The 22,233-nt window shown below is 65.8% G+C and carries 20 protein-coding genes and 1 pseudogene; 7 read left to right on the forward strand and 14 right to left on the reverse strand.

Features of this window, described 5'->3' with window-relative positions; genetic code table 11:
* The 3 genes and pseudogenes from SJH88_RS13490 to SJH88_RS13500 form a co-directional block, all read right to left on the reverse strand.
* On the reverse strand, positions 1-941 hold a 941-nt coding region (locus SJH88_RS13490), incomplete at its 3' end, for a sensor histidine kinase (RefSeq protein ID WP_479680506.1).
* Positions 938-1,609, reverse strand: a complete 672-nt coding sequence (locus SJH88_RS13495; RefSeq protein ID WP_274754778.1) for a response regulator transcription factor — start codon at positions 1,607-1,609, stop codon at positions 938-940. The genes SJH88_RS13495 and SJH88_RS13490, both read right to left, overlap by 4 nt.
* Positions 1,609-1,967: pseudogene (locus SJH88_RS13500) on the reverse strand (PepSY domain-containing protein). Before SJH88_RS13500 ends, SJH88_RS13495 begins: the two are co-directional and overlap by 1 nt.
* Before the next feature lie 163 nt (positions 1,968-2,130).
* On the opposite strand from SJH88_RS13500, the gene SJH88_RS13505 reads away from it, so the two are divergent.
* On the forward strand, positions 2,131-2,466 hold the full coding sequence (locus SJH88_RS13505) for a PepSY domain-containing protein (RefSeq protein ID WP_274754779.1): 336 nt from the start codon (positions 2,131-2,133) through the stop codon (positions 2,464-2,466).
* 59 nt (positions 2,467-2,525) lie between these two features.
* Positions 2,526-3,896, forward strand: a complete 1,371-nt coding sequence (locus tag SJH88_RS13510; RefSeq protein WP_274754780.1) for a ferredoxin reductase family protein — start codon at positions 2,526-2,528, stop codon at positions 3,894-3,896.
* A 5-nt stretch (positions 3,897-3,901) separates the two neighbouring features.
* Here the strand turns inward: SJH88_RS13510 and SJH88_RS13515 are convergent, their stop codons facing one another.
* Both SJH88_RS13515 and SJH88_RS13520 read right to left on the reverse strand, forming a co-directional pair.
* Positions 3,902-4,426, reverse strand: coding sequence for an FKBP-type peptidyl-prolyl cis-trans isomerase (locus tag SJH88_RS13515; RefSeq protein WP_042415402.1), 525 nt, complete (start codon positions 4,424-4,426; stop codon positions 3,902-3,904).
* Between the two features lie 159 nt (positions 4,427-4,585).
* Positions 4,586-6,037, reverse strand: a complete 1,452-nt coding sequence (locus SJH88_RS13520; RefSeq protein ID WP_274754781.1) for an aldehyde dehydrogenase — start codon at positions 6,035-6,037, stop codon at positions 4,586-4,588.
* A gap of 211 nt (positions 6,038-6,248) precedes the next feature.
* Here SJH88_RS13520 and SJH88_RS13525 point away from each other — a divergent pair, with 211 nt between their 5' ends.
* Positions 6,249-7,376, forward strand: a complete 1,128-nt coding sequence (locus SJH88_RS13525; RefSeq protein WP_274754782.1) for a cupin domain-containing protein — start codon at positions 6,249-6,251, stop codon at positions 7,374-7,376.
* A gap of 160 nt (positions 7,377-7,536) precedes the next feature.
* Positions 7,537-7,836, forward strand: coding sequence for a hypothetical protein (locus tag SJH88_RS13530; RefSeq protein ID WP_274754783.1), 300 nt, complete (start codon positions 7,537-7,539; stop codon positions 7,834-7,836).
* 174 nt (positions 7,837-8,010) lie between these two features.
* Here the strand turns inward: SJH88_RS13530 and bamC are convergent, their stop codons facing one another.
* From bamC to SJH88_RS13565, 7 genes are all read right to left on the reverse strand, one after another.
* Positions 8,011-9,120, reverse strand: a complete 1,110-nt coding sequence (gene bamC / locus SJH88_RS13535) for an outer membrane protein assembly factor BamC (RefSeq protein ID WP_042415552.1) — start codon at positions 9,118-9,120, stop codon at positions 8,011-8,013.
* A gap of 49 nt (positions 9,121-9,169) precedes the next feature.
* On the reverse strand, positions 9,170-10,066 hold the full coding sequence (gene dapA, locus SJH88_RS13540) for a 4-hydroxy-tetrahydrodipicolinate synthase (protein WP_043379481.1): 897 nt from the start codon (positions 10,064-10,066) through the stop codon (positions 9,170-9,172).
* Positions 10,067-10,314: 248 nt separating this feature from the next.
* Positions 10,315-12,429, reverse strand: a complete 2,115-nt coding sequence (locus SJH88_RS13545; RefSeq protein WP_274754784.1) for a DUF6630 family protein — start codon at positions 12,427-12,429, stop codon at positions 10,315-10,317.
* Positions 12,430-12,467: 38 nt separating this feature from the next.
* The gene (locus SJH88_RS13550) at positions 12,468-13,028 is read right to left on the reverse strand and encodes a class I SAM-dependent methyltransferase (RefSeq protein ID WP_154164521.1); all 561 of its coding nucleotides are present in this window, start codon (positions 13,026-13,028) and stop codon (positions 12,468-12,470) included.
* Positions 13,029-13,060: 32 nt separating this feature from the next.
* Positions 13,061-13,873, reverse strand: a complete 813-nt coding sequence (locus tag SJH88_RS13555) for an SDR family oxidoreductase (protein ID WP_274754785.1) — start codon at positions 13,871-13,873, stop codon at positions 13,061-13,063.
* Positions 13,874-13,915: 42 nt separating this feature from the next.
* A complete protein-coding gene (locus SJH88_RS13560) occupies positions 13,916-14,077 on the reverse strand; it encodes a hypothetical protein (protein WP_183301493.1) in 162 nt (53 codons plus the stop codon).
* A gap of 10 nt (positions 14,078-14,087) precedes the next feature.
* Positions 14,088-15,281: an MFS transporter gene (locus SJH88_RS13565; RefSeq protein WP_154164531.1), complete on the reverse strand. Its 1,194-nt coding sequence runs from the start codon at positions 15,279-15,281 to the stop codon at positions 14,088-14,090.
* Positions 15,282-15,488: 207 nt separating this feature from the next.
* Here SJH88_RS13565 and SJH88_RS13570 point away from each other — a divergent pair, with 207 nt between their 5' ends.
* The 3 genes from SJH88_RS13570 to parC all read left to right on the forward strand — a co-directional run bounded on the left by SJH88_RS13570 (position 15,489) and on the right by parC (position 20,866).
* The gene (locus SJH88_RS13570; protein ID WP_042415420.1) at positions 15,489-17,468 is read left to right on the forward strand and encodes a DNA topoisomerase IV subunit B; all 1,980 of its coding nucleotides are present in this window, start codon (positions 15,489-15,491) and stop codon (positions 17,466-17,468) included.
* Positions 17,469-17,513: 45 nt separating this feature from the next.
* Positions 17,514-18,404, forward strand: a complete 891-nt coding sequence (locus SJH88_RS13575) for a lytic transglycosylase domain-containing protein (protein ID WP_274754786.1) — start codon at positions 17,514-17,516, stop codon at positions 18,402-18,404.
* Positions 18,405-18,514: 110 nt separating this feature from the next.
* Positions 18,515-20,866, forward strand: coding sequence for a DNA topoisomerase IV subunit A (parC, locus tag SJH88_RS13580; protein WP_274754787.1), 2,352 nt, complete (start codon positions 18,515-18,517; stop codon positions 20,864-20,866).
* Between the two features lie 427 nt (positions 20,867-21,293).
* Here parC and SJH88_RS13585 read toward each other — a convergent pair whose 3' ends face one another.
* Together SJH88_RS13585 and SJH88_RS13590 are read right to left on the reverse strand one after the other, a co-directional pair.
* Complete coding sequence (locus SJH88_RS13585; RefSeq protein WP_274754788.1) at positions 21,294-21,872, reverse strand: sce7725 family protein; 579 nt, start codon at positions 21,870-21,872, stop codon at positions 21,294-21,296.
* Positions 21,872-22,233: hypothetical protein (locus SJH88_RS13590; protein WP_274754789.1), on the reverse strand; the 362-nt coding region annotated here is incomplete at its 5' end. The genes SJH88_RS13585 and SJH88_RS13590, both read right to left, overlap by 1 nt.

Consider the following 22,233-nt stretch of genomic DNA (forward strand, 5'->3'; position numbering starts at 1 on the left):
CCTGGCCGCGCGGCGCGGGCCAGGTGGTGGTCGACCTGGCGCTGCGCCGTGGCCACCTGCTCCTGCACCAGGCGCGCCAGTGGCGTGTCGTCCTGGGCGGCGGCGTTGCCCAGGATGCTCAGCGGCGTGTGCACCGCATGCGCCAGGTTGCCGGCCTGGGTGCGGGCGCGTTGCACGATGTCGGCATTCGCCCCCAGCACATGGTTGAACTCATTGATCAGCGGCTGCAGCTCGTCGGGGAACTGGCCGTCCAGCTGGGTGGCCTCACCGGTGCGCACCGTGGCCAGGCGCTGGCGCAGCAGGTCCAGCGGTTGCAGGGCCAGCTGCAGCTGCACGGCAACGGCCACCACCAGGCCCAGCGCCAGCGTGCCCAGGGCGGCCAGCAGCATGGTGGTGAAGCGCTGCACCGGCTCGGCCACCAGGGTCTGGTCGGCCGCCACGGTCAGGCGCAGCAGGGGGGCTTCGGCCTCGGGCAGTTGCAGCGGCCGGCTGACGGCCACCAGCTGGTGGTTCTGGCTGTCGCGCAGCTGCAGCACGGCGTGGCCGCTGCGCGCGGTGCCGGGAAAGGCCGTGTCCTGCGGCAGGGGCAGCACCTGGTCCCACAGGGAGCGCGAGCGCAGCACGCCCAGTTGGGCCGGGCCTTGCTCGGGCAGCAGGTCCACCTGCCAGTACAGGCCGGACAGCGGGGCGTTCAGGCGTGCATCCCCGGCCATGGGCAGCACTTCCACCCGCTGCGCGGCATCGAGGTTGACGCTGGCGCTGAGCTGGTCCAGCTGGCGCACCAGCTCTCCCTGCAACTGCTGGTTGACGTGTTCCTGGAACAGGCCGCGCAGGCCCCAGCCCGCCACGGCCATCGCCAGAGCCATCCAGGCCAGCGTGCCCAGCAGCAGGCGTTTGCGCAGCGAGCCATGGCGCAGCGACAGGGCGCGTGGCAGCTTCACGCCGCACCTTCCACGGGCAGCAGGCGGTAACCCAGGCCGCGCACGGTCTCGATACTGCCGGGCGGCAGCTTCTTGCGCAGGCGGCCCACGAAGACTTCGATGGTGTTGGAGTCGCGTTCGCTGTCCTGCGGGTACAGGTGCTCCGACAGCTCGGTGCGCGACAGCACCTCGCCCACGCGCTGCATCAGCAGCGACAGCAGCTTGAACTCGTGGCTGGTCAGCGCCAGCGGCTGGCCATCGACCGAAACCGTGGCCTGGCGCGTGTCCAGCCGGATGCTGCCGCACTGCCATTCGGCGCTGCTGTGCGGCGACAGGCGGCGCAGCAGGGCGCGCAGCCGGGCCAGCAGCTCTTCCATGTGAAAAGGCTTGGCCAGGTAGTCGTCAGCCCCGGCATCCATGCCGGCGACCTTCTCGTGCCAGGCGCTGCGCGCCGTCAGGATCAGCACGGGCATGCTGCGCCCCAGGGCGCGCCAGTGGCGCAGCACGCTCAGGCCGTCGACCACGGGCAGGCCCAGGTCCAGCACCACGGCGTCGAAATCCTCGACCTCGCCCAGGTAGCGTGCAGTGGCGCCGTCGGTGGCGGTCTCCACCGTGTGGCCGGCGGCCTCGATGGCCTGGGCCAGCTGGGTGCACAGCGTGGGTTCGTCTTCCACCACCAAGATGCGCATCAGTCCTGCCCCTTTCTGCGCACGCTGAGCACGCGGCCGTCGACGCATCCACCTTCAGCTTGCTCAGTTGGCCATTCGGGTGCAGCAGCCGCATCTTGTAGATGAAGCGGCCATCGTCGTGCTCGAACTCCACTTTCAGCACCTGCCCCTGGTACTGGCGCTCCACCTGGTCGAGCACGGTGCGCAGCGGCAGCACCTTGCCCTGCTGCAGCGCCTGGCGCGCCAGTTCGTGGTCGCTTTCGTCGGAGTGGGCCTGGGGCAGGTCCAGGCCGGCGCCCAGCCACAGCGCGCCACCCAGTGCAAAGGCGCCCAGCAGCGCGGGCCAGCGAAGGCGGGACAGTGAAGAGCGGGTGACCATGGCAATGCTTCCTCGTGCAGGTGAACACCCCAAACTTATACCGGCAGGGGGATGAATGGCACATGAACAGGTGCTTCAGCATGCATTCACCCCGGGTTTTGAAGAATGACTTCAGGCCAGCACGGTGCTGGTCCTGCATCACACCCACAAGGAGTTCTTCACCATGTACACACAGCAGTTTGCCACCGTTCGCCGTCTCGCCGCCGCCACCTTGCTGGCGGGTCTGGCCGCCGGCGCCATCGCCCAGACCACCGCTTCCGCCCCAGCAGCTGCACCCACGGCCCCTGCCGCCCAGGCTGTGACCACCGTCCCGGGGCCACAACTGAACATCCGCCAAGTGTATGACCGCCTGGAGGCCGTCGGCTACCGCGATCTGCGCGAGGTGGAGTGGTCCGATGGCCGCTACGAAGTCAAGGCCCGCAACGCCCAGGGCGAACGCGTGAAGCTGGACGTGGACGGCAACACCGGCGCCGTGCTGCGCAGCCGCGTCAAGCATTGAGAACGGGCAGGGCGGCCAGGGGTCGCCCTGCGTACCATCGGAACCAGCAAGGAGGATGTATGCGTGTGCGGATCGCTTTCGGAGCGTGGTGGCTGGGGCTGACCCTGGCGTGGATGGCGGTGGCGGCCCCTTGGGTGGGCGGCGCTGGAGTGGCGGAGCCCACGTTCTGGTGGCAGTTGCGCCAGCAGGCGCTGTACCTCAGCGGCGTCTGGAGCATCGGCATGATGTCGCTGGTCATGCTGCTGTCGCTGCGCCAGCGCTGGATGGAATGGCCCCTGGGCGGCATGGACCAGGTCTACCGCCTGCACAAATGGGCCGGCATCGGCGCCGCCGTGGCGGCGGTCATGCACTGGGGGGCCAAGGAATCCAGCGGGCTGATCAAGGATGTCTGGGGGACCGCCGGGCGCCCGGCGCGCGACGCTGTCCTGGCCTGGGCCGTGGATTGGCGCGGCACCGCCAAGGACCTGGGGGAGTGGGCCTTCTACGCCCTGCTGGCCCTGGTGGTGCTGACGCTGTGGCAGCGCCTGCTGCCCTATCGGCCCTGGCGCCGCCTGCACCGCGTGATGCCGGCGCTGTACCTGATGCTGGCCTTCCATACGCTGGCGTTGATGCCGCTGTCGTTCTGGCGCCTGCCCATGGGGGGCTTGATGGCGGTGCTGCTGGGCGTCGGCAGCGCCGCCGCCCTGTGGTCACTGGCAGGGCGCATCGGCCGTGGGCGCAACAGCCATCGGGGGCAGGTGCATGCGGTGCAACTGCTGGGACCGGTGGCCGGTCGGGATCCGCTGGAAGTGCTGTGCGCCATGCCAACCACCTGGCAGGGACACCAGCCCGGGCAGTTCGTGTTTGCCAGTTTCGAGGGGCTGGAGGGGCCACACCCCTTCACCATCGCCAGTGCGCCGGGCAGTTGCGGCAGCACCCCCGATGGGCGCCCGCTGCTGCGCCTGGTCATCAAGCCGCTGGGCGACTACACGCGCAGCCTGCATGCGGCCCTGCAGCCGGGGCAGGCCGTGCGCATCGAAGGGCCGTACGGGCATTTCGGCGGGCAGGGTGCCCAGGCGCGCACCCAGGTCTGGGTGGCGGGGGGCGTGGGGGTGACGCCGTTTCTGGCCTTGCTGGAGGCACGGCAGCCCGGTGCAGCGCAGACCGAGGCGCTGCAACCGGCGCACCTGCACTACTGCACCCGCAATGCGGCGCAGGATGCCGTGCTACCCCGGGTGCGGCAGCTGTGCGAGCAAGCGCAACCCCCGGTGCACCTGCAGGTGCACGATGCGGCCCAGGGCGACTGCCTGCGGCCCGAACACTTGGTGCCGCATGGCACGGCCCTGGACATCTGGCTGTGCGGGCCCGCCGGACTGGGCCAGGCGGTGCGCCAGGCGACCGATCGCCAGCGTGGCTGGCGCCTGCACCAGGAGGCGTTCCAGATGCGCTGACCGGGTCAGTGCAGCAGGTCGCTGCCCGGCGCCTGGGGCTGGATGCGGAAGAAGCCCGTGCCCGCGCTGCCGCGGCCGACTTCTTCCTCCGTGGCCTCGCGCACGGCTTCGACCTTGATCTCGATGCGCAGGGCAATCCCGGCCAGGGGGTGGTTGCCGTCCAGCACCACATGCTCGGGGTAGATCTCGGTGATGGTGTACAGCGCATCCTTAGGGGCCTCGGGGTTGCAGCCCTGCGGCAGGGCACTGCCTTCAAAGGTCATGCCCTCTTCCAGTTCCTGGGGGAAGAGTTCGCGCTTTTCCAGAAAGATCAGCGTGTCGATGTAGTCGCCAAAGGCGTCCTCGGGCTCCAGGTGCAGCTGCAGCGTGTCGCCCACGGTGTGGCCTTGCAGGGCTTCTTCGATGCGCTTGAGCAGGTCGTCGCCGCCGACGAGGAATTCCACGGGCTCGTCCAGCACGTCCAGTTCATCGCCCAGGGTGTCTTTGAGGGTCCAGGTCAGCGCGACCACGCATTGTTCGGTGATGTCCATGAGTTGCAGCCTTGTGCGGCCAGTGCCGCAGAGGAAAAAAGAAAACGGCCGGCTGCGCAGCACCCCGTGGGGGACGCGCAGGCGGCGCACTGGGCGGGATTTTCCCATGGCTGCCCAGGTCTGGCTGTGTGCCGGGCATTGTCAGACCCGGGCCACCCGTCAGAACGGGTAGTGGCGTTCGCGGGTCTGCATGGTGATCCAGCGGGTCTCGGTGAAGGCATCGATGCCGGCCTGGCCGCCAAAGCGGCCATAGCCCGAGGCCTTGACACCGCCGAACGGCATCTGGGCTTCGTCGTGCACCGTCGGGCCGTTGATGTGGCAGATGCCGGTTTCCAGGCGTGCCGCGACCTGCCAGGCGCGGGCCGTTTCGCGCCCGTAGACGGCCGAGGACAGCCCAAACTCGTTGTCATTGGCAACGGCAATCGCCTGCTCGACCCCGCGCACCCGCACGATGGCCTTGACCGGCGCAAAGGTCTCTTCGCGGAAGATGTCCATGTCGGCCGTCACATGGTCCAGCAGCGTGGCGGGCATCAGCGTGCTGCTGGCCTTGCCGCCGCACAGCAGCCGGGCACCCTTGGCCAGGGCATCGTCGATCAGCGCGTTGGCGCGGTGGACGGTGTGCATGTCCACCACCGATCCCAGCACCACCGGCCCCTGGCGCGGATCACCCAGCGGCAGCGCCTGGGCGCGGGCCGTGAGCCGGGCCACGAAGTCGTCGGCGATCTGCGCGTCCACGATGATGCGTTCGGTCGACATGCAGATCTGCCCCGAATTGGCAAAGGCGCCAAAGGTGCAGCCCGCCACGGCCGCCGGGATGTCGGCATCGTCCAGCACGATGAAGGGGGCCTTGCCGCCCAGCTCCAGGATCGCGGGCTTGAGGTGCCGGGCCGCAGTCTGGCCGATGAGGCGGCCCACGCGCGTGGAGCCGGTGAAGTTGATGCGGCGCACGGCCGGGTGGGCGATCATGGCCTCGACCACGGCCGCGGCATCGGCCGGGGCGTTGGTCACGAAATTCACCACACCGGCTGGCAGGCCGGCATCCTGCAGGGCTTCAATCACCAGCCCGTGCGTGGCGGGGCACAGCTCCGAACCCTTGAGCACCACGGTGTTGCCACAGGCCAGCGGGGTGGCAATCGCGCGCACGGCCAGGATGACCGGGGCATTCCATGGCGCAATCCCCAGCACCACGCCCGCGGGCTGGCGCACGGCCATGGCCACGCTGCCCGGAATGTTGGAGGGGATGATCTGCCCGCTGATCTGCGTGGTCAGTGCCGCGGCTTCCAGCAGCATGTCGGCCGCCAGGTGCACGTTGAAGCCTGCCCAAAGGCCGGAAGCCCCGGTTTCCGCCGCCATCGCAGCCGCGATGGCCTCGCCCTTGGCCGCAAGCGCCTGCGAGGCCCGCATCAGCAGGGCACGGCGCTCCCCCGGACCGATGGCAGCCCAGGCGGGGAAGGCCTGGGCGGCGGCATCGACGGCTGCCCGAGCATCGTCCGGCGTGGCGGCCGGTGCGCGCGTGGCCACCTGGCCATCGAGTGGGTTGTGGCGGTCAAAGCTGGCGCCGCCGGTGGCTGTGGCGGCCTGGCCGCCCATCAGCAAGCTGGGTTGGAGCATGGGGCAAATCCTTTGCGGGAGAGGCTGTCAAGCATAAGGTCTGCGCTGGCCTACAGCCATGCGCCTGCCCGACGGTCGGTGCAGGTGGGGCACCGGTGCGCCGGTCCTTATCAGGTGGACCTGCATGGTTGAGCTGTGCTGGGTCAAGCTCCGCGGGGCCGGTCATAAGACAATAGGGGCTGCTTTACAGAATCGTTGCCCGCTCTTTCCTATGGACACCACACTTCCCATCGCGCTGCTTGGCGGTATCTCGCCCGAGAAATTCATGCGCACCTACTGGCACAAGAAACCGCTGCTGATCCGCCAGGCGATCCCCGGTTTCAAGCCCATCCTGAATCGTGCACAGCTGCTGGCGCTGGCGGGCGAAGAGGGCGTGGAGGCACGCCTGATCGAGCAGTTGGGTGGTGGGGCCTGGAAGCTTTCGCACGGCCCGTTTCCGCGCCGCAAGCTGCCGGCGTTGAGCAAGCCCGGCTGGACGGCCCTGGTGCAAGGCGTGGACCTGCACAACGAGCAGGCGCATGCGCTGCTGCAGCAGTTCCGCTTTGTGCCCGATGCGCGCATGGACGACCTGATGATCAGCTTCGCCACTGACCAGGGTGGCGTGGGTCCGCACTTCGACAACTACGATGTGTTCCTGCTGCAGGCCCATGGCAAGCGCCGCTGGCGCATCGGCCGCCAGAAGGACTTCTCGCTGCAGCCCGATGTGCCGTTGAAGATCCTGACCAACTTCGAGCCCGAGGAAGAGTTCGTGCTGGAGCCCGGCGACATGCTGTACCTGCCCCCGAAGTGGGCGCATGACGGCATCGCCGAGGGCGAGTGCATGACCTACTCGATCGGCTTCCGCTCGCCCAAGCAGGACGAGATGGCGCGCGAAATCTTCCTGCGCATGTCGGATGCCCCGGACGAGTGCCCCAAGGACGTGGTCTACAAGGACCCCAAGCAGCCTGCTGTGGCACATCCTGCCGAGATCCCCGCCGACCTGTACGATTTCGCGCGCGAGGCCCTGAAGAAGGCCCTGGCCGAACCCCTGGCGCTGGAGCGCGCGCTGGGCGAGTACATGAGCGATCCCAAGCCGAATGTCTGGTTCGAGCCTGCGGACGATTTCGGCATGATCGAAGGCGTGCGCCTGAACCGCCGTACCCGCATGCTGTACGACGCCAAGCACATCTTCATCAACGGCGAAAGCTATCTGGCCGGCGGCAAGGACGCCCAGCTGATGCGCAAGCTGGCCGATGAGCGCCAGCTGTCGCGCCGCGAGGTGCAGCAGTTCAGCGACGATGCCCTGGAACTGCTGTCGTCCTGGGTCGATGCCGGCTGGGCCGACAGCGTCGAAGGCTGATTTGGTTCTTGTTACAAATTTAGTGCGCAAAGCTGTAAACCAAGTTTGTAACTGGACCGTTGTGCAGGGGAAGCCAATGCTGGCTATCGGCATTGGTGGCAGGAATTGCGGCAAGTCTGCTGCGCCGCCCCCAACTTTTTACACCCCTAGAGGTATTGACATGAAAAACTCTCTCATCTTGGCTACCGTGATCGCTTCTGCTGCTTTGGTCGCTTGCGGCAAGAAGGAAGAGGCTCCCGTGGCTGCTCCTGCAGCCCCTGCTGTGGAAGCTCCCGCTCCTGCCGCTGAAGCACCTGCTGCTCCCGCTGCTGAAGCCGCTGCTCCTGCTGCTGACGCTGCTGCTCCCGCAGCCGCTCCTGCCGCTGACGCTGCCGCTCCTGCCGCTGACGCTGCCGCTCCTGCCGCTGACGCTGCTGCTCCTGCTGCCGACGCTGCCAAGTCCGCCATCGAAGCCAAGTAATTGGCTCCCTCCAGCGGGTTTCCGCTGGGGCGTGAATGAAAAACCCGCTGCGCATGTGCGCAGCGGGTTTTTTCATGCCTTGAAAGCTTGGTGCGCGTGTGAGCAGCGCATAAAAAACGCCAGTCGCAGGACTGGCGTCGGTGGCGCTGACCAGGGGGCCAGCGGCGGTGGTGCTTACTTCAGGTCGTCGGCAATTACGCGCACGATGCGCTGTGCCGCCTGGGTGGTTTCGGGTTGGCCCTTGGCGTCCAGCACGGTGACCTGGGTCTTCTCGCCCGCGGTGCGCACGGCGATCTGGTACTGGCCGGGCTTGTTCTCGGGCTTGCTGCTGAACCAACCGCTGAACCAGCCCTTCTTCTTCTCGGTGCTGTCGGCGCTGGGCGGTACGTAGCGCACAAAGTACAGGCCCTTGCTGCGGTCACGGTCTTCCACGGTGAAGCCGGTGCGGTCCAGGGCCACACCCACACGGCGCCAGGCACGGTCGAAGGGCTCGCTCAGTTGCAGGGCCGGCAGGCCGTTGACGGTGGCGATCTGGGCAGCTGCCGTGGGCTGTGCGGCCACGGCCTTGTTGGAGGCCACCAGGGCGCGCGACTGCTCTTCGCTGGTGCCCAGCTTGATCATCAGGCGACGCAGGAATTCGGTTTCCAGCTCGGGATCGGCCGGGCGGGGCTGCCAGATGGTCGAGTCCTTGTTGGTGTTGCTGTAGACCTCTTCCATGCCGCGGTGGGTGATGTAGATCTCGGTCTTGCCGTCGGCACGGCGCTCCAGGCGGGTGCGGAAGCGGTCACGCTCGCTGGTGGAGTACAGGGAGTCGAACACCTTGCCCAGCGTGGAGCGGATGATGTCCTGCGGCAGCTTGGCGCGGTTCTCGGCCCATTCGGTCTCGATGATGCCCAGATCGGACTTTTCCTGCGCCAGGTTGAAACCATGGTCCAGCCAGAACTCGCGGGTGGGTTCCCACAGCTGGTCCACGGGACGGTTCACGACCAGCCAGCGCTTGTCGCCATCGCGCATGATTTCGACGTCGCCCACTTGCAGCGGGGCCGCGCGCTCCACGGTCGGCACCTGGGCCTGACCGGCCTGCAGCGCCACGGCCGAGACCGAGCGGTCGGGGCTGGCGGTGTAGCGGGTGTCTTTGGTGAGCTGGGTCAGGTCGGGCGGCACTTCCAGCGTGCTGCCCTTCTTGGCGCTCTTGTAGTCGATCTTGCCCTCTTCAATGACGGAGCAGGCAGACAGTGCGACGGCCAAGCCGATCAGGCTCAAACGGGCGGTGTGTTGTGTCACTTTCACGCGGAATTCCTTGGGTGATGCAAAAAGCAAAAGGCAGGACCGGTCAGATCAAACCGGCGTTGCGCAGCGCGGTTTCTACCACAGGCTGGTTGGCGGCCGACAATTCGGTCATGGGCAGGCGCAGCGTGCCGCCGCAATGGCCCATGCGCGCCACGGCCCATTTGACGGGAATGGGGTTGGCTTCCACGAACAGGTGCTTGTGCAGGGGCATGAGCTGGAACTGGATCTCCATGGCACGCTGGATGTTGCCGGCCAGCGCGGCCGCGCACAGTTCGCTCATCAGGCGTGGGGCCACGTTGGCGGTGACCGACACGTTGCCGTGACCACCGCACAGCATCAGGGCCACAGCGGTCGGGTCATCGCCGGAGTACACGCCAAAGCCCTGGGGCACATCGCGGATCAGCCATTGTGCGCGCTCGATGTTGCCCGTGGCTTCCTTGATACCGAAGATGCTGTCGATCTGTGCCAGGCGCAGTACGGTGTCGTGCAGCATGTCGGCCCCGGAGCGGCCGGGCACGTTGTACAGCATCATGGGCAGGTCGCCCACGGCTTCGGCAATCGCCTTGAAGTGCTGGTACTGGCCTTCCTGGGTCGGCTTGTTGTAGTAGGGCACGACCTGCAGTTGGCTGTCGGCGCCCACCTTCTTTGCGTACTTGGCCAGTTCGATCGCCTCGTGGGTGCTGTTGGCACCGCAGCCGGCCATCACGGGCACGCGACCTTGCGCCTGCTCCACGGCCACGCGAATGATCTCGCAGTGTTCCTCCACGTTGACCGTGGGGGACTCGCCCGTGGTGCCGACCACGCCGATACAGTTCGTGCCTTCGGCAATGTGCCAGTCGATCAGTTTGCGCAGGCTGGGGTAGTCGACGCTACCGTCGGCGTGCATGGGTGTGACAAGGGCAACGATGCTGCCCTGCAGGGCGACGGAAGAAGTGGTCATGTCCGCAAAGTGAAACGGGAAAAAAAGCATTCTACCCAGCCGCTTTCGGAGTGCGGACACAGGCCAGACACAGAGGCAACGTGTGGGCCCCTGTTTTTAGCTATTTTGATGTAAATCTTTGCCGCCCTGGCGAAAAACAATCGACCTTTGCAGGGGGCGTTTGCCCTTGGGCGCCCGCCACCAAGCGCAGCGCATGGGCCAAGGGCCCTGACACGGAGGGCCGTCCGTGGCCGGGCATGTGCGGCAGCTCACGCGGCATGCACCCAGGCATCGACGGCGGCTTGCGCCAGGCGGTCCAGCAGGTCCGCGGCATCGGGCTGCCGCACCACGACAAAGCGCAGCGAGTCGTCGCTGGTGCGCAGGCGCACCAGGGCCAGCTGCTGCGGCGCCAGGTGCTGTGCCAGGCTGTCAAAGCCGTCCTCCATGCCGTGGCCCTGGGTGCTGGTGTCCCAGTGCCAGCCGTGGGCACCGGGCAGCCAGCGGCTGCCGGCCAGGCCGTCGGCATCCTTCCAGTCCAGGTGGGCGAATTGCGGCCCCACGGCCAGCAGGTGCTGCCAGTACAGCGTCAGATCGTTGTCCTCGCCGCACAACTCCAACAGGTCGGGGTCGAAGTCCGGGTCCTCGGTGTCCCAGCCAAAGTCATCGGGGTCCGGCTGCGCGACCGCCGCGCGCCAGGTGGCGACAAGGGCGGTGGCCGCCTCGGCATCGCCCAGGCACAGGGTGTGCGCCACGCCCTGCATCCAGTCCGTGTTTTCGGCATCGACCAGGTCGCTGCGGCGCAGTACGCGCACTTCGACGTCGGTGTCTCCCTCCAGGCCGCGACGCAAGGCCTGGGTGATGTCGCCCCAGGTTTCCCCGGTGGGGGTGAAGCTGAAGTCCTTGAGCGAGAACCAGCCCATGGCGGCCTCGGGCCCGCTGCCAACGCCGGCCAGCAGCAGGTTTTTCTTGACCGTGCGGGCCAGCGGCGGACACCACAGGTCCGGCGCGCTCAGCAACTGGCCCTGGGTGTTGAACACGCGGGGCTGGCCTTCGGGGCTGTAGGCCAGCAGCTTGCCACCGGGAAAGACCTTGGGGGGTGAGTCGTTGAAGCCCCGCTCGATCTGGGCGAACGCGCAGGGCACGCGCAGCGTGCCGCTGCGGTGCAGCACGCCTTCAAGCAGGGGGCTGCTGCGGTCGCCCGGGCACTGGCGCTGAAAGGCCACGGCCAGTCCGTTCTTGGGGTTGAAGTTCAGCACATGCTCGTAGGGGCTGTTGAACAGGGGCTGGCCCGAGGCATCCAGCACCATCACGGTGTCGTCGCTGCGGCGGGCGCGGATCAACTGGTCGTCGGGGAACAGGTCGATGGCCGTCAGGCCGCTGTGCAGCAAGGCCAGATCGGGCAGACGGTGCAGTGCGTAGTGGCCCTCCGCAGTGCGCGACTGCATCAGCTGCGGGGTCAACGCCCAGGCTTCGCGGTGGCCCAGGTCGGGGTGCACCAGCCACAGGCCGTTCGCATCCTGAATGCCGCAGCGTTCATCCTGGCCAGGGGCCTGCGGCGGATAGCCCAGGTTGATGCAGCCGCCACTGGCGAAGGCGCTGTGGGCGCCGGCCTCCGGCGACAGCAGCCAGCGGCCATAGGGGGTGACCAGGCCGACGGGCCAGTGCTCGCGCTCGTCCTCGGTGCGGCAAGGCTGGCCGGTGCGCGGGTGCCGCCGGGGCATGACCTCGTAGGCGTCGATCTCTTCTTCCCAAGCCGCGTAGTAGCGCTCTTCGTAGCCTTCGGCCAGCCAACTGGGCCAGTCGTCGCTGTGGGCGCGCTCGATGGTGGCGGTGCGTGCCAGCACGGCGGGGTTCCACCAGCCCAGCTGGTGTTCCGGGTGCTGCTGCAAAGCTTGTAGCGCTTGCGGCAGGCTGGAAGCGCTGCAATCCCATAAAAGGCATTGATCGCGCTGGACCTGTAGAAAGGCGGCAAATTCGGGGGTGCCCAGGTCGTGCGGGCACAGCGTGGCACAGTCCAGCAGCAGCCATTGGCGCTGGCTGGTGGTAATGGTGTGGTCAATCGCCTGCCATTGCTGAGCGAGCGCCGCGGGCCAGTTGCCGGGCGCGGCGCCCAGCAGGTGCTTGAGCCATGCCCAGCGGGCCTGCACCTGGGTCATGGGTGCGGCCAGGGCCGACAGGCTGTCCGCCTCTTGATAGAAGCTGCAGGGCACCCGCTCAGGTAAGTGCAGTGCATCGCCCATCAGCAGGCTGAACAGCAGCGGCGTGTGGTTGAACCATTCGGCCCAGCCCTCGCAGACCGCACCGGGGAGGCCGGGTTCGGTGGGCCAGAGGGTGGTGGCGGTCGGGCGTTCGTCGTGGGCCAGCAGCAGGGCGTAATTGGGCATGGGGGCAATTGCGGAAAAGGCGCCAGTGCGGCAAACAATCAGGCGGACAGCGCCACGGGGGGCGATGCAGTCAGACCGGGCGCGATGGCGGCCACGCGCTGCACCACGCGCTCGGGCTGGCGCAGCAGACCGTGCTCGTAGGCCACGACGGTCCAGCCAGCGCAGACCTGCAGCAGTTCACCGGGGGCCAGCAGGAAATCGGGGCGCGAGGGCTTGCCGTAGGCAGCGTTGCCCTGGGCAAAGGTTTCGTACAGCAGCACCCCACCGGGCCGGACGCTGGCCAGCACCTGCGGCCACAGTGGGCGCCACAGGTAGTTCGTCACCACCACGGCGTCAAAGCGGCGGTCCTGCAGGGGCCAGGGGGCGTTTTCCAGGTCGGCGACCAGGGTGTCCACCTCCGGGGGCAACGCGGCCAGCGCGTGCGCATCGCGGTCCACGCCGGTCACAGCATGGCCCTGGGCGGCCAGCCAGCGGGCGTGGCGGCCGCTGCCACAGGCCAGATCCAGCACCTGTGCGCCAGGTGGCAGCAGGTGGGCAAAGCGTTGGACCCATGCGGAAGGTGCAGCGGTCACGGCCGCCGCGTGGGAAGAGCAAGTCATAGGCCGCCAATATACGCGGCCCTGGCCGGGGCTCAGTGCGGCTGCACGTCGTTCTGCAGTGCGGCCAGCGCCATGCGCTCGACCACGCCGGGCGCCAGCAGCTTGAGCCAGCGCCCCAGCTTGCCGCGCGTGGTCATCACCACCTCGCGCTGGCGGTGCTGCATGCCCGCCAGGATCAGGCGCGCGCACTCGGCCACCGGCATCGCACCTTCTTCCTTCAGGCCGCTGCGGCCCGCGGCCTCCCCGCGGGCGTTGTAGCCGTGGTAGCGGATGCGGGTGTCCACCACGCCCGGGTAGGCCAGGGTGACACTGACGCCCTGGGGCTTGAGTTCCGCGCGCAGCGCCTCGAAAAAACCGTTCATCGCAAACTTGCTGGCGCTGTAGGCCGTGCGCCCCGGCACCCCCACCAGGCCGGCCAGCGATGACACTGCCACAATCCGCCCGCGCCGTGCCTGCAAGTGGGGCAGGGCCGCGTGGGTGCACCACACGCTGCCCCAGAAGTTGGTGCGCATCACGCTCTCGTACCAGTGCAGGTCTTCGCTGCGCACGTCTGAGAACAGGGCATGGGCCGAGACACCGGCGTTGTTGATCAGGGTGTCGATGCCGCCAAACTGCTGCACGGCCTGGTCGATCAGGGCGCGGCATTGTGTAGGGTCGGACACGTCGGTGGGGACCACCAGCACCTGGGCCTGGGCCTCGCGGCAGGCCTGGGCCACGCTGGCCAGGTTGGCCGCCGTGCGGGCGGCCAGCACCAGTTGGACTTGGGATTGGTGGGTGTGGGCCAGCTGGCGGGCCAGTTCAGCGCCGATGCCCTCCGAGGCACCGGTGATCACAAAGCAGGGCACAAGGCGACTCCCGGCCCACCCCCTGGGCCGGGGAGCCCAGGCTCAGAAGCAGGCCCAGATATAGCCGGCCAGTGTGACCATGAAGTCCGGCAGCGTGTACAGGGCAAACACCCCCAGCAGCACGGCCAGCACGCAGGCCCAGATCAGTGCGCGCTGCCACCAGGGCAGCGCCAGAGGCAAGGAGGAGGGGGCGGCGCTTGTCATGCTGGCCATCTTACGCGGAGGCCGGCCTGCGCACCAGGCTGGCCTCGCGGATGGGCAGGTTCACCAGCGCCGCAAAAATGCCCAGGGCGATCGACACATACCAGACCATGTCGTAATTGCCGTTTTGGTCGTACAGGTAGCCGCCCAGCCATACGCCCATGAAGCTGCCGATCTGGTGGCTGAAGAACACGAAGCCGCCCAGCATCGACAGGTGCTGCACGCCAAAGATCTGCGCGATGGTGGCATTCGTCAGCGGCACCGTGGACAGCCACAGGAAGCCCATGGCGGCGGTGAAGCAATAGACCGACCACGGTGACAGCGGCGCCAGCAGGAACAGCACCGTCACCACCGAGCGCAGGCCGTAGATGCCCGACAGCACGTAGCGCTTGCGCATGGGGTACTTCTGGCCCAGGTTGCCCGCCAGGTAGGTGCCGAAGATGTTGAACAGCCCCACCAGCGCCAGGCCGATGCTGGCCACGTGCGGCGCCATGCCAAAGTCCTTGAGGTAGCTGGGCATGTGCACACCGATGAACATCACCTGGAAGCCGCAGACGAAATAGCCCGACAGCAGCAGCACGAAGCTGGGGTTGGTCCAGGCTTCCTTCAGGGCCTGGCCCACCGTCTGCTCGCGGTGCAGCACCGCGCCCTTGCCAAAGCCCGGCTCGCGCAGGCCGAAGGCCAGCACGGCGATGATCAGCGCCATCAGCGCCAGGATCAGCAGCGCATTGCTCCAGCCGAACTGGGCAATCAGCGTGCCTTCCACCGGCACCATGAAGAACTGGCCGAACGAGCCGGCCGCGGCCGTCACACCCATCGCCCAGCTGCGCCGTTCCACCGGAATCTGGCGCCCCAGCACGCCGTAGATCACGGCATAGGTGGTGCCGGCCTGTGCCGCCCCGATCATCAGCCCCGTGGTCAGGGTGAACAGCAGCGTGGTCGGCGACAGCGCCATGCCCACCAGCCCCAGCGCGTACAGGATGGCGCCGCCAATCAGCACCTTGAAGGCGCCGATGCGGTCGGCAATCATGCCCACGAAGATGCCGAACACCCCCCAGGACAGGTTCTGGATGGCAATCGCCAGCGAGAAGCTCTCGCGCGTCCAGCCCATTTCCTGGGTGATGGGCAGCAGCCACAGACCGAAGCCATGCCGAATGCCCATGGCCAGTGTCACGACCATGCCCCCGCACAGCAGCACCTGGAGCATGGGCAGGCGCTGCATGGATTGTTGTGATTGGTTTTGCATGGAAAGCAATGTAGCGAATTGCTTCGCCACCTGCTGCAACCTGCGGGATAGGCATTGCATATTCCCGCCATCAGGTGGCACGATGCCGCCTTTGCGACTCGGAGTCTGGTCTTGGTTACTGTGAATTTATCCAGCGCTGGGCTGTGGCCGGAACTACAATCCGCCCCCATGGCAGCTAAACCCTCTACTTCTGCATCCGCGTATTCCGAAGGCTCGATCCGCGTGCTCAAGGGCCTGGAGCCCGTCAAGCAACGCCCGGGCATGTACACCCGCACCGACAACCCCCTGCACATCCTGCAGGAGGTGATCGACAACGCCGCCGACGAAGCGCTGGCCGGTTTCGGCAAGAAAATCAAGCTCACCCTGCACACCGACGGTTCGGTCAGTGTGGAAGACGATGGCCGCGGCATTCCGTTTGGCCTGCACCCCGAGGAAAAAGCCCCCGTGGTAGAGCTGGTCTTCACCCGCCTGCACGCCGGCGGCAAGTTCGACAAGGGCAACGGCGGGGCCTACAGCTTCTCCGGTGGCCTGCACGGCGTGGGCGTGTCCGTGACCAATGCCCTGGCCACGCGCCTGGAAGTGACCGTGCACCGCGACGGCGAAGTCGCCACGCTGGCGTTTTCCGGTGGCGATGTGGTCGAACCCCTGGCCCGCCGTGCCATGGTGGCCGGCGACCGCAAGCAGGGCACCACGGTGCGCGTCTGGCCCGACGCCAAATACTTCGACAGCCCCCACCTGCCCATGGGCGAGCTGGTGCACCTGCTGCGCTCCAAGGCCGTGCTCATGCCCGGCGTCAGCGTCACGCTGACGAATGAAAAGACCAAGGACGTCCAGCAGTGGCAGTACAAGGGCGGCCTCAAGGACTACCTGGAGCAGACGCTGACCGCCGACGCCGTGATCCCGCTGCTCGAAGGCGAAGGCTATGCCGACAAGCACAGCGACACCTTCAGCGAAGGCGAAGGCGCCGCCTGGTGCCTGGCCTTCACCGAGCAGGGCGCGCCCATGCGCGAGAGCTACGTCAACCTGATTCCCACCACCGCCGGCGGCACGCACGAAAGCGGCCTGCGCGATGGCCTGTTCCAGGCCGTCAAAAGCTTCATCGAGCTGCATGCCCTGCTGCCCAAGGGCGTCAAGCTGATGCCTGACGACGTGTTCGCACGCGCCAGCTTCGTGCTCTCGGCCAAGGTGCTGGACCCGCAGTTCCAGGGCCAGGTCAAGGAAAAGCTCAACAGCCGCGATGCCGTGCGCCTGGTCTCGGGCTTTGTGAAGCCTGCCATGGAGCTGTGGCTCAATGCCCATGTGGAGTTCGGCAAGAAACTGGCCGAGCTGGCCATCAAGGCCGCACAAATCCGCCAGAAGGCCGGCCAGAAGGTCGAAAAGCGCAAGGGCTCCGGCGTGGCCGTGCTGCCCGGCAAGCTGACCGACTGCGAAAGCCGCGACATTGCCGACAACGAGGTGTTCCTGGTCGAGGGCGACTCCGCCGGCGGCTCGGCCAAGATGGGCCGCGACAAGGCCACCCAGGCCGTGCTGCCGCTGCGCGGCAAGGTGCTCAACACCTGGGAGGTGGACCGCGACCGCCTGTTCGCCAACAACGAGGTGCACGACATCTCCGTGGCGATTGGCGTCGACCCCCACGGCCCCGAGGACACGCCCGACCTGTCCGGCCTGCGCTACGGCAAGATCTGCATCCTGAGCGATGCGGACGTGGATGGCTCGCACATCCAGGTGCTGCTGCTGACCCTGTTCTTCAAGCACTTCCCCAAGCTGATCGAAGCCGGCCATGTGCACATCGCGCTGCCGCCGCTGTTCCGCGTGGACGTGCCGGCGCGCGGCAAGAAGCCCGCCGCCAAGGTCTATGCCCTGGACGAGGGCGAGCTGAACGCCATCCTCGACAAGGCCGCCAAGGAAGGCGTGGCGCGCGAGAAGTGCCAGATCAGCCGCTTCAAGGGCCTGGGCGAGATGAATGCCGAGCAGCTGTGGGAAACCACGCTCAACCCCGACACCCGCCGCCTGCTGCCCGTGCAGGTCAGCAGCCTGGATGCCGCCGCTTCGGCCCACATCTTTGGCCAGCTGATGGGCAAGGGCGAAGCCGCCGCGCGCCGCGAGCTGATGGAGCTGCACGGCGACGCGGTGGAGGTGGATATCTGATTTGTCCGGCTTGCCAAGGGCGCACGCAGTGCTTAAATGTGAGTGATGACTAACGCCACCCCCTCGACCGCCCTGTGCCCCAGCGCCCGCCTGGCGCGTGCGCGCTGTGCGCTGCGCCAGCTGGCGCTGGCCGGCCTGGGCATGGTGGCCAGCGTGCAGGCCCAGGCACAGACCCCGGCGCCGTCCGCAGGGGACACCTGGTTTTTCGTCGACCTCCAGGGTGAACTGCACTATGCCACCGAGCAGGTGGACGAGCGCTATCACCGCTTCTCCATCAGCCCGCTGCCCCCGGGTGACGGCCCGCTGTTTGTCGACGTGCGCGCGGCCGCCAGTGCCCTGGCCGAGGCGACGCACACCGACCCCGAAGCCGCCGCGCGCTACTTTGCCGAAAGCAGCGGCTACCAGCGCCATGCCGGCCAGCTGCGTGCCGCCGCCGACCAGCATGGCGTGGACGAGCAATTGCTTAAGGCCATCGCCACGGCGGAGTCGGGCTTCAACGCCCAGGCGGTCTCGCCCAAGGGTGCCATCGGGCTGATGCAGGTCATCCCGGACACGGCCCTGCGCTTTGGCGTGGAGGGCGACAAGAAGCGCTCGCTGGAGCAAAAGCTCAAGGACCCCGCCATCAACGTGCCGCTGGGCGCGCGCTACCTGCGCCACCTGCAGACCCTGTTCCCGGGCCGCACCGACCTGGTGGTGGCCGCCTACAACGCCGGGGAGGGGGCCGTGCAGCGCTACGGCAACCGGATTCCGCCCTACCAAGAAACGCAAAATTACGTGAAAACCGTGATGACCCTCTACCAAAGCCTGCAGCCCCGCTGGGGCGGCGACAGCGTCTCCACCCTGTGCAACATGCCTGCCCAGCAGGTGTGCAGCGTGGCCCGCAGCGCGCGCCTGCGCACCAGCCTGCCGGCCCGCCGAGGGCGCACCGCCCGGTGATGCGCCGCTGCGTTGCGCACCGCCCGCACCCACGTCCCTGATCCCGATTCAGATGCAGGGCCCCGGCATTGGAGGAGATGCTGAGTGCCCGCAGCCACAACCAAGAAACCATGAGCGAACACACCCCATTGTTGGACCTCTCCACCCAGGCTTCGGGTGATGCCCTGGAGCTGGGCCAGTACGCCCAGCGCGCCTACCTGGAATACGCGCTGAGCGTGGTCAAGGGCCGTGCCCTGCCCGACGTGGCCGACGGCATGAAGCCCGTGCAGCGCCGCATCCTGTATGCGATGGAGCGCATGGGCCTGAGCTATTCCGGCCCCAACAACAACACCGCCGCCAAGCCCGTCAAATCCGCCCGCGTGGTGGGCGATGTGCTGGGCCGCTTCCACCCGCACGGCGACCAGTCCGCCTACGACGCCCTGGTGCGCATGGCCCAGGACTTCAACCAGCGCTACCCGCTGATCGACGGCCAGGGCAACTTCGGCAGCCGTGACGGTGACGGCGCTGCCGCCATGCGCTACACCGAGGCACGCCTGTCCAAGATCACCACGCTGCTGCTCGACGAGATCGACGAGGGCACGGTCGACTTCGTGCCCAACTACGACGGCAGCACGCAGGAGCCCAGCCAGCTGCCCGCACGCCTGCCGTTTGCCCTGCTCAACGGCGCCAGCGGCATTGCCGTGGGCCTGGCCACCGAAATCCCCAGCCACAACCTGCGCGAAGTGGCCAGCGCCTGCGTAGCCCTGCTCAAGCAGCCCGGCCTGTCGGACGACGAGCTGTACGCCCTGATCCCCGGCCCCGACTACCCCGGTGGCGGCCAGATCATCAGCAGTGAGCAAGACATCCGCAACGCCTACAGCACCGGGCGCGGCAGCCTCAAGGTGCGCGCGCGCTGGAGTATTGAGGAGCTGGCGCGCGGCCAGTGGCAGATGGTGGTCAACGAGCTGCCGCCCGGCGTGTCGGCGCAGAAGATCCTGGAGGAGATCGAGGAACTCTCCAACCCCAAGGTCAAGACCGGCAAGAAGGCGCTGACGCAGGAGCAGCAGCAGCTCAAGGCCACCGTGCTGTCCGTGCTGGACGGCGTGCGCGACGAATCCAGCAAGGACGCCCCCGTGCGCCTGGTGATCGAGCCCAAGACCGGCAAGACCCCGCAGCAGGACCTGATCACCACCTTGCTGGCCCACACCAGCCTGGAAAGCAACGCCAGCATCAACCTCACCATGATCGGCCTGGATGGCCGTCCGGTGCAGAAATCGCTGCGCCAGATGCTGCAGGAGTGGGTGGAGTTCCGCCAGACCACCATCACCCGCCGTTCCACGCACCGGCTGGAGAAGGTGCAGGCCCGCATCCACATCCTCGAAGGGCGGCAGATCGTGCTGCTCAACATCGACGAGGTGATCGCCATCATCCGCGAGAGCGAAGAGCCCAAGGCCGCGCTGATCGGCCGCTTTGACCTCAGCGACCGCCAGGCCGAGGACATCCTCGAAATCCGCCTGCGCCAGTTGGCGCGGCTGGAAGCCATCAAGATCGAAAAGGAACTGAACGAGCTGCGCGAGGAAGAAGGCAAGCTGCAGGACATCCTGGGCAACCCCAAGAGCCTGCAGCGCCTGATGGTCAAGGAGATCGAGGCCGACGCCAAAACCTTTGCCGACGAGCGCCGCACCCTCATCCAGGAAGAAAAGAAGGTCACCGCCGAGATCAAGGTGCCGGACGAACCCGTCACCGTCATCGTTTCGGACAAGGGCTGGGTGCGCACCCACAAGGGCCACGGCCACGAGGCCGGCAACTTCAGCTTCAAGGCCGGCGACCAGCTGTGGGGCACCTTTGAATGCCGCACCGTGGACCAGCTCATCGTCTTCGGCACCAACGGCCGCGTCTACAGCGTGCCCGTGGCCACCCTGCCGGGCGGGCGCGGCGACGGCCAGCCCATCAACACCCTGATCGACCTGGAAGCCGGCAGCAAAATCGCCAGCTACTTCGCCGGCCCGGTCAGCGCGCAACTGCTGATCAGCGGCAGCGGCGGCTATGGCTTCATCGCCAAGGTCGAGTCCATGTGCGCCCGCAACAAGGGCGGCAAGGGCTTTGTCACCATCCAGGACGGCGAAACCCTGTGCCAGCCCTCCGTCATCGGCGGCACCAACGGCAGCGTGGAACTGGCCGAAGCCACCCACGTCGCCTGCCTGACGGCCAGCGGCAACGTGCTGACCTATGCCCTGTCCGAGCTCAAGCTCATGACCGGCGGGCGCGGCCTGCAGCTGATGAAGGTCGAGGACCAGGACGCCCTGGTCGGCGCCGCTGCCTACACCCGCTCCGTGCGCATCACCGGTGTGGGCCGCGGCGGCAAGGAACGGGAGGAATCGCTGGAGATCCGCTCGCTGAATGCCGCACTGGGCAAGCGCGGTGCCAAGGGCAAGACCACGGGGTGGACGTTCAAGCCCAACGGTATCTTCCGGGTGGAGTAATTTTCTTTGTTTTGATAGCTGGTGGCGCTTGCTAGGTAAGCGCTAGAGGCTAAAAAGGCTGTTAACCCTTCTGGTTTGGGTTAGAAGCCTTTTTGTTGGGGTGTTGTGTCCCTTGCGGGCAACAACTCGTGCTTTGCTTGCAGAGGCCGGTTGGTCGCACCGGCGGGCGAGTTCCTTTTCTTTGCTTCGCCAAAGAAAAGAAACCAAAAGAAAGGCGACCCTGCTACCTGCGTCCCTTTGGTTTTGCGCTGCAAAACCCAAGCGGGCAACCTGCGGTGCTCGCCTGCGGGGTGCGCCGCAGAACTCACTACGCTCCTGCGTCGCTCCGTTCAAACAACTGCGGCGAGTCAGATTACGAAGCGTGTGTGCCGTTGGGCACACACGCCACCCCACAGGCTGTGCGCCTCGGCGCAGGTAGAAGGGGATATTAAATAATGTGTTTCCCAATTAATTCCAAATGATGCTCCATACAGAATCTTTTTAACATTCCTAAACCATGGTATGCATCATCATCGATTATTTTATTTAAGCCTGATGTTAAAGTTATATTGTATTTTTTACTATTAATTATTCTTATTAGCTCCATTCTTGCTTCATTGTATTTTATTTCTGGATTATTTCCATCATAATTACTAGATGATTTTGCATGAATAATTCTTATTGAATTATCAATCGGGCTAATATATGTTATATGTATAGCTACTGCATATGCGGGCCCGCCACCTTCAGAATAACTGTCTCCCACAATGTTAAAGTCACCAAATCTTGAAAAATTATCTAGATTGTATTTCAAATGTAAATCACTGAAGGGCTCTTCTTCTTGATATTCTGAGTTGTTGCGCGATATAAAACCATTTTTAATAATGGATTTGTTTTTGTTAATTTGTGTTGAGTAAGAATTCTCACTCAAGAAAATGTCGTGAGAGAAATTTTTGGAAATAGACGGGTAATCTCTTTTTAGATCAAAAAATTTATCTTTTTTGTTTGGCTTTGGGTGTATGGCCACTAAATTAAATTCTTGATAAACGGCAATGAAATCAAGTAATTTTTTATTTCAAACTTTGATGGATCTATTAATAGTCCAATTTTGTTTTCTGTGTTTTTGCTTGCAATTTCTTTTATATGATTAACATGATCAGGTGATTCTATATAGCATTTGCCGACAGTAGAATTTGCGATGATTATAAAGTTGCAATCTTTGTCATTTAATTTTTTACAGGCTTTCGCAATTGGTTTATAGGTTAAATGTCGGGTCCCGGACGATTGGCTGCTTAAAAACAAGCGTCCGTTGCTGCATGGCCGAGAGGTACTGCAAGCAGTTCTGGCAACATGGCAATCCCGTGCCAAGGAGTTGCCATGCTGATCAG

The sequence above is a fragment of the Comamonas sp. GCA5 genome (assembly GCF_036541385.1).
Lineage (GTDB): Bacteria > Pseudomonadota > Gammaproteobacteria > Burkholderiales > Burkholderiaceae_C > Comamonas > Comamonas aquatica.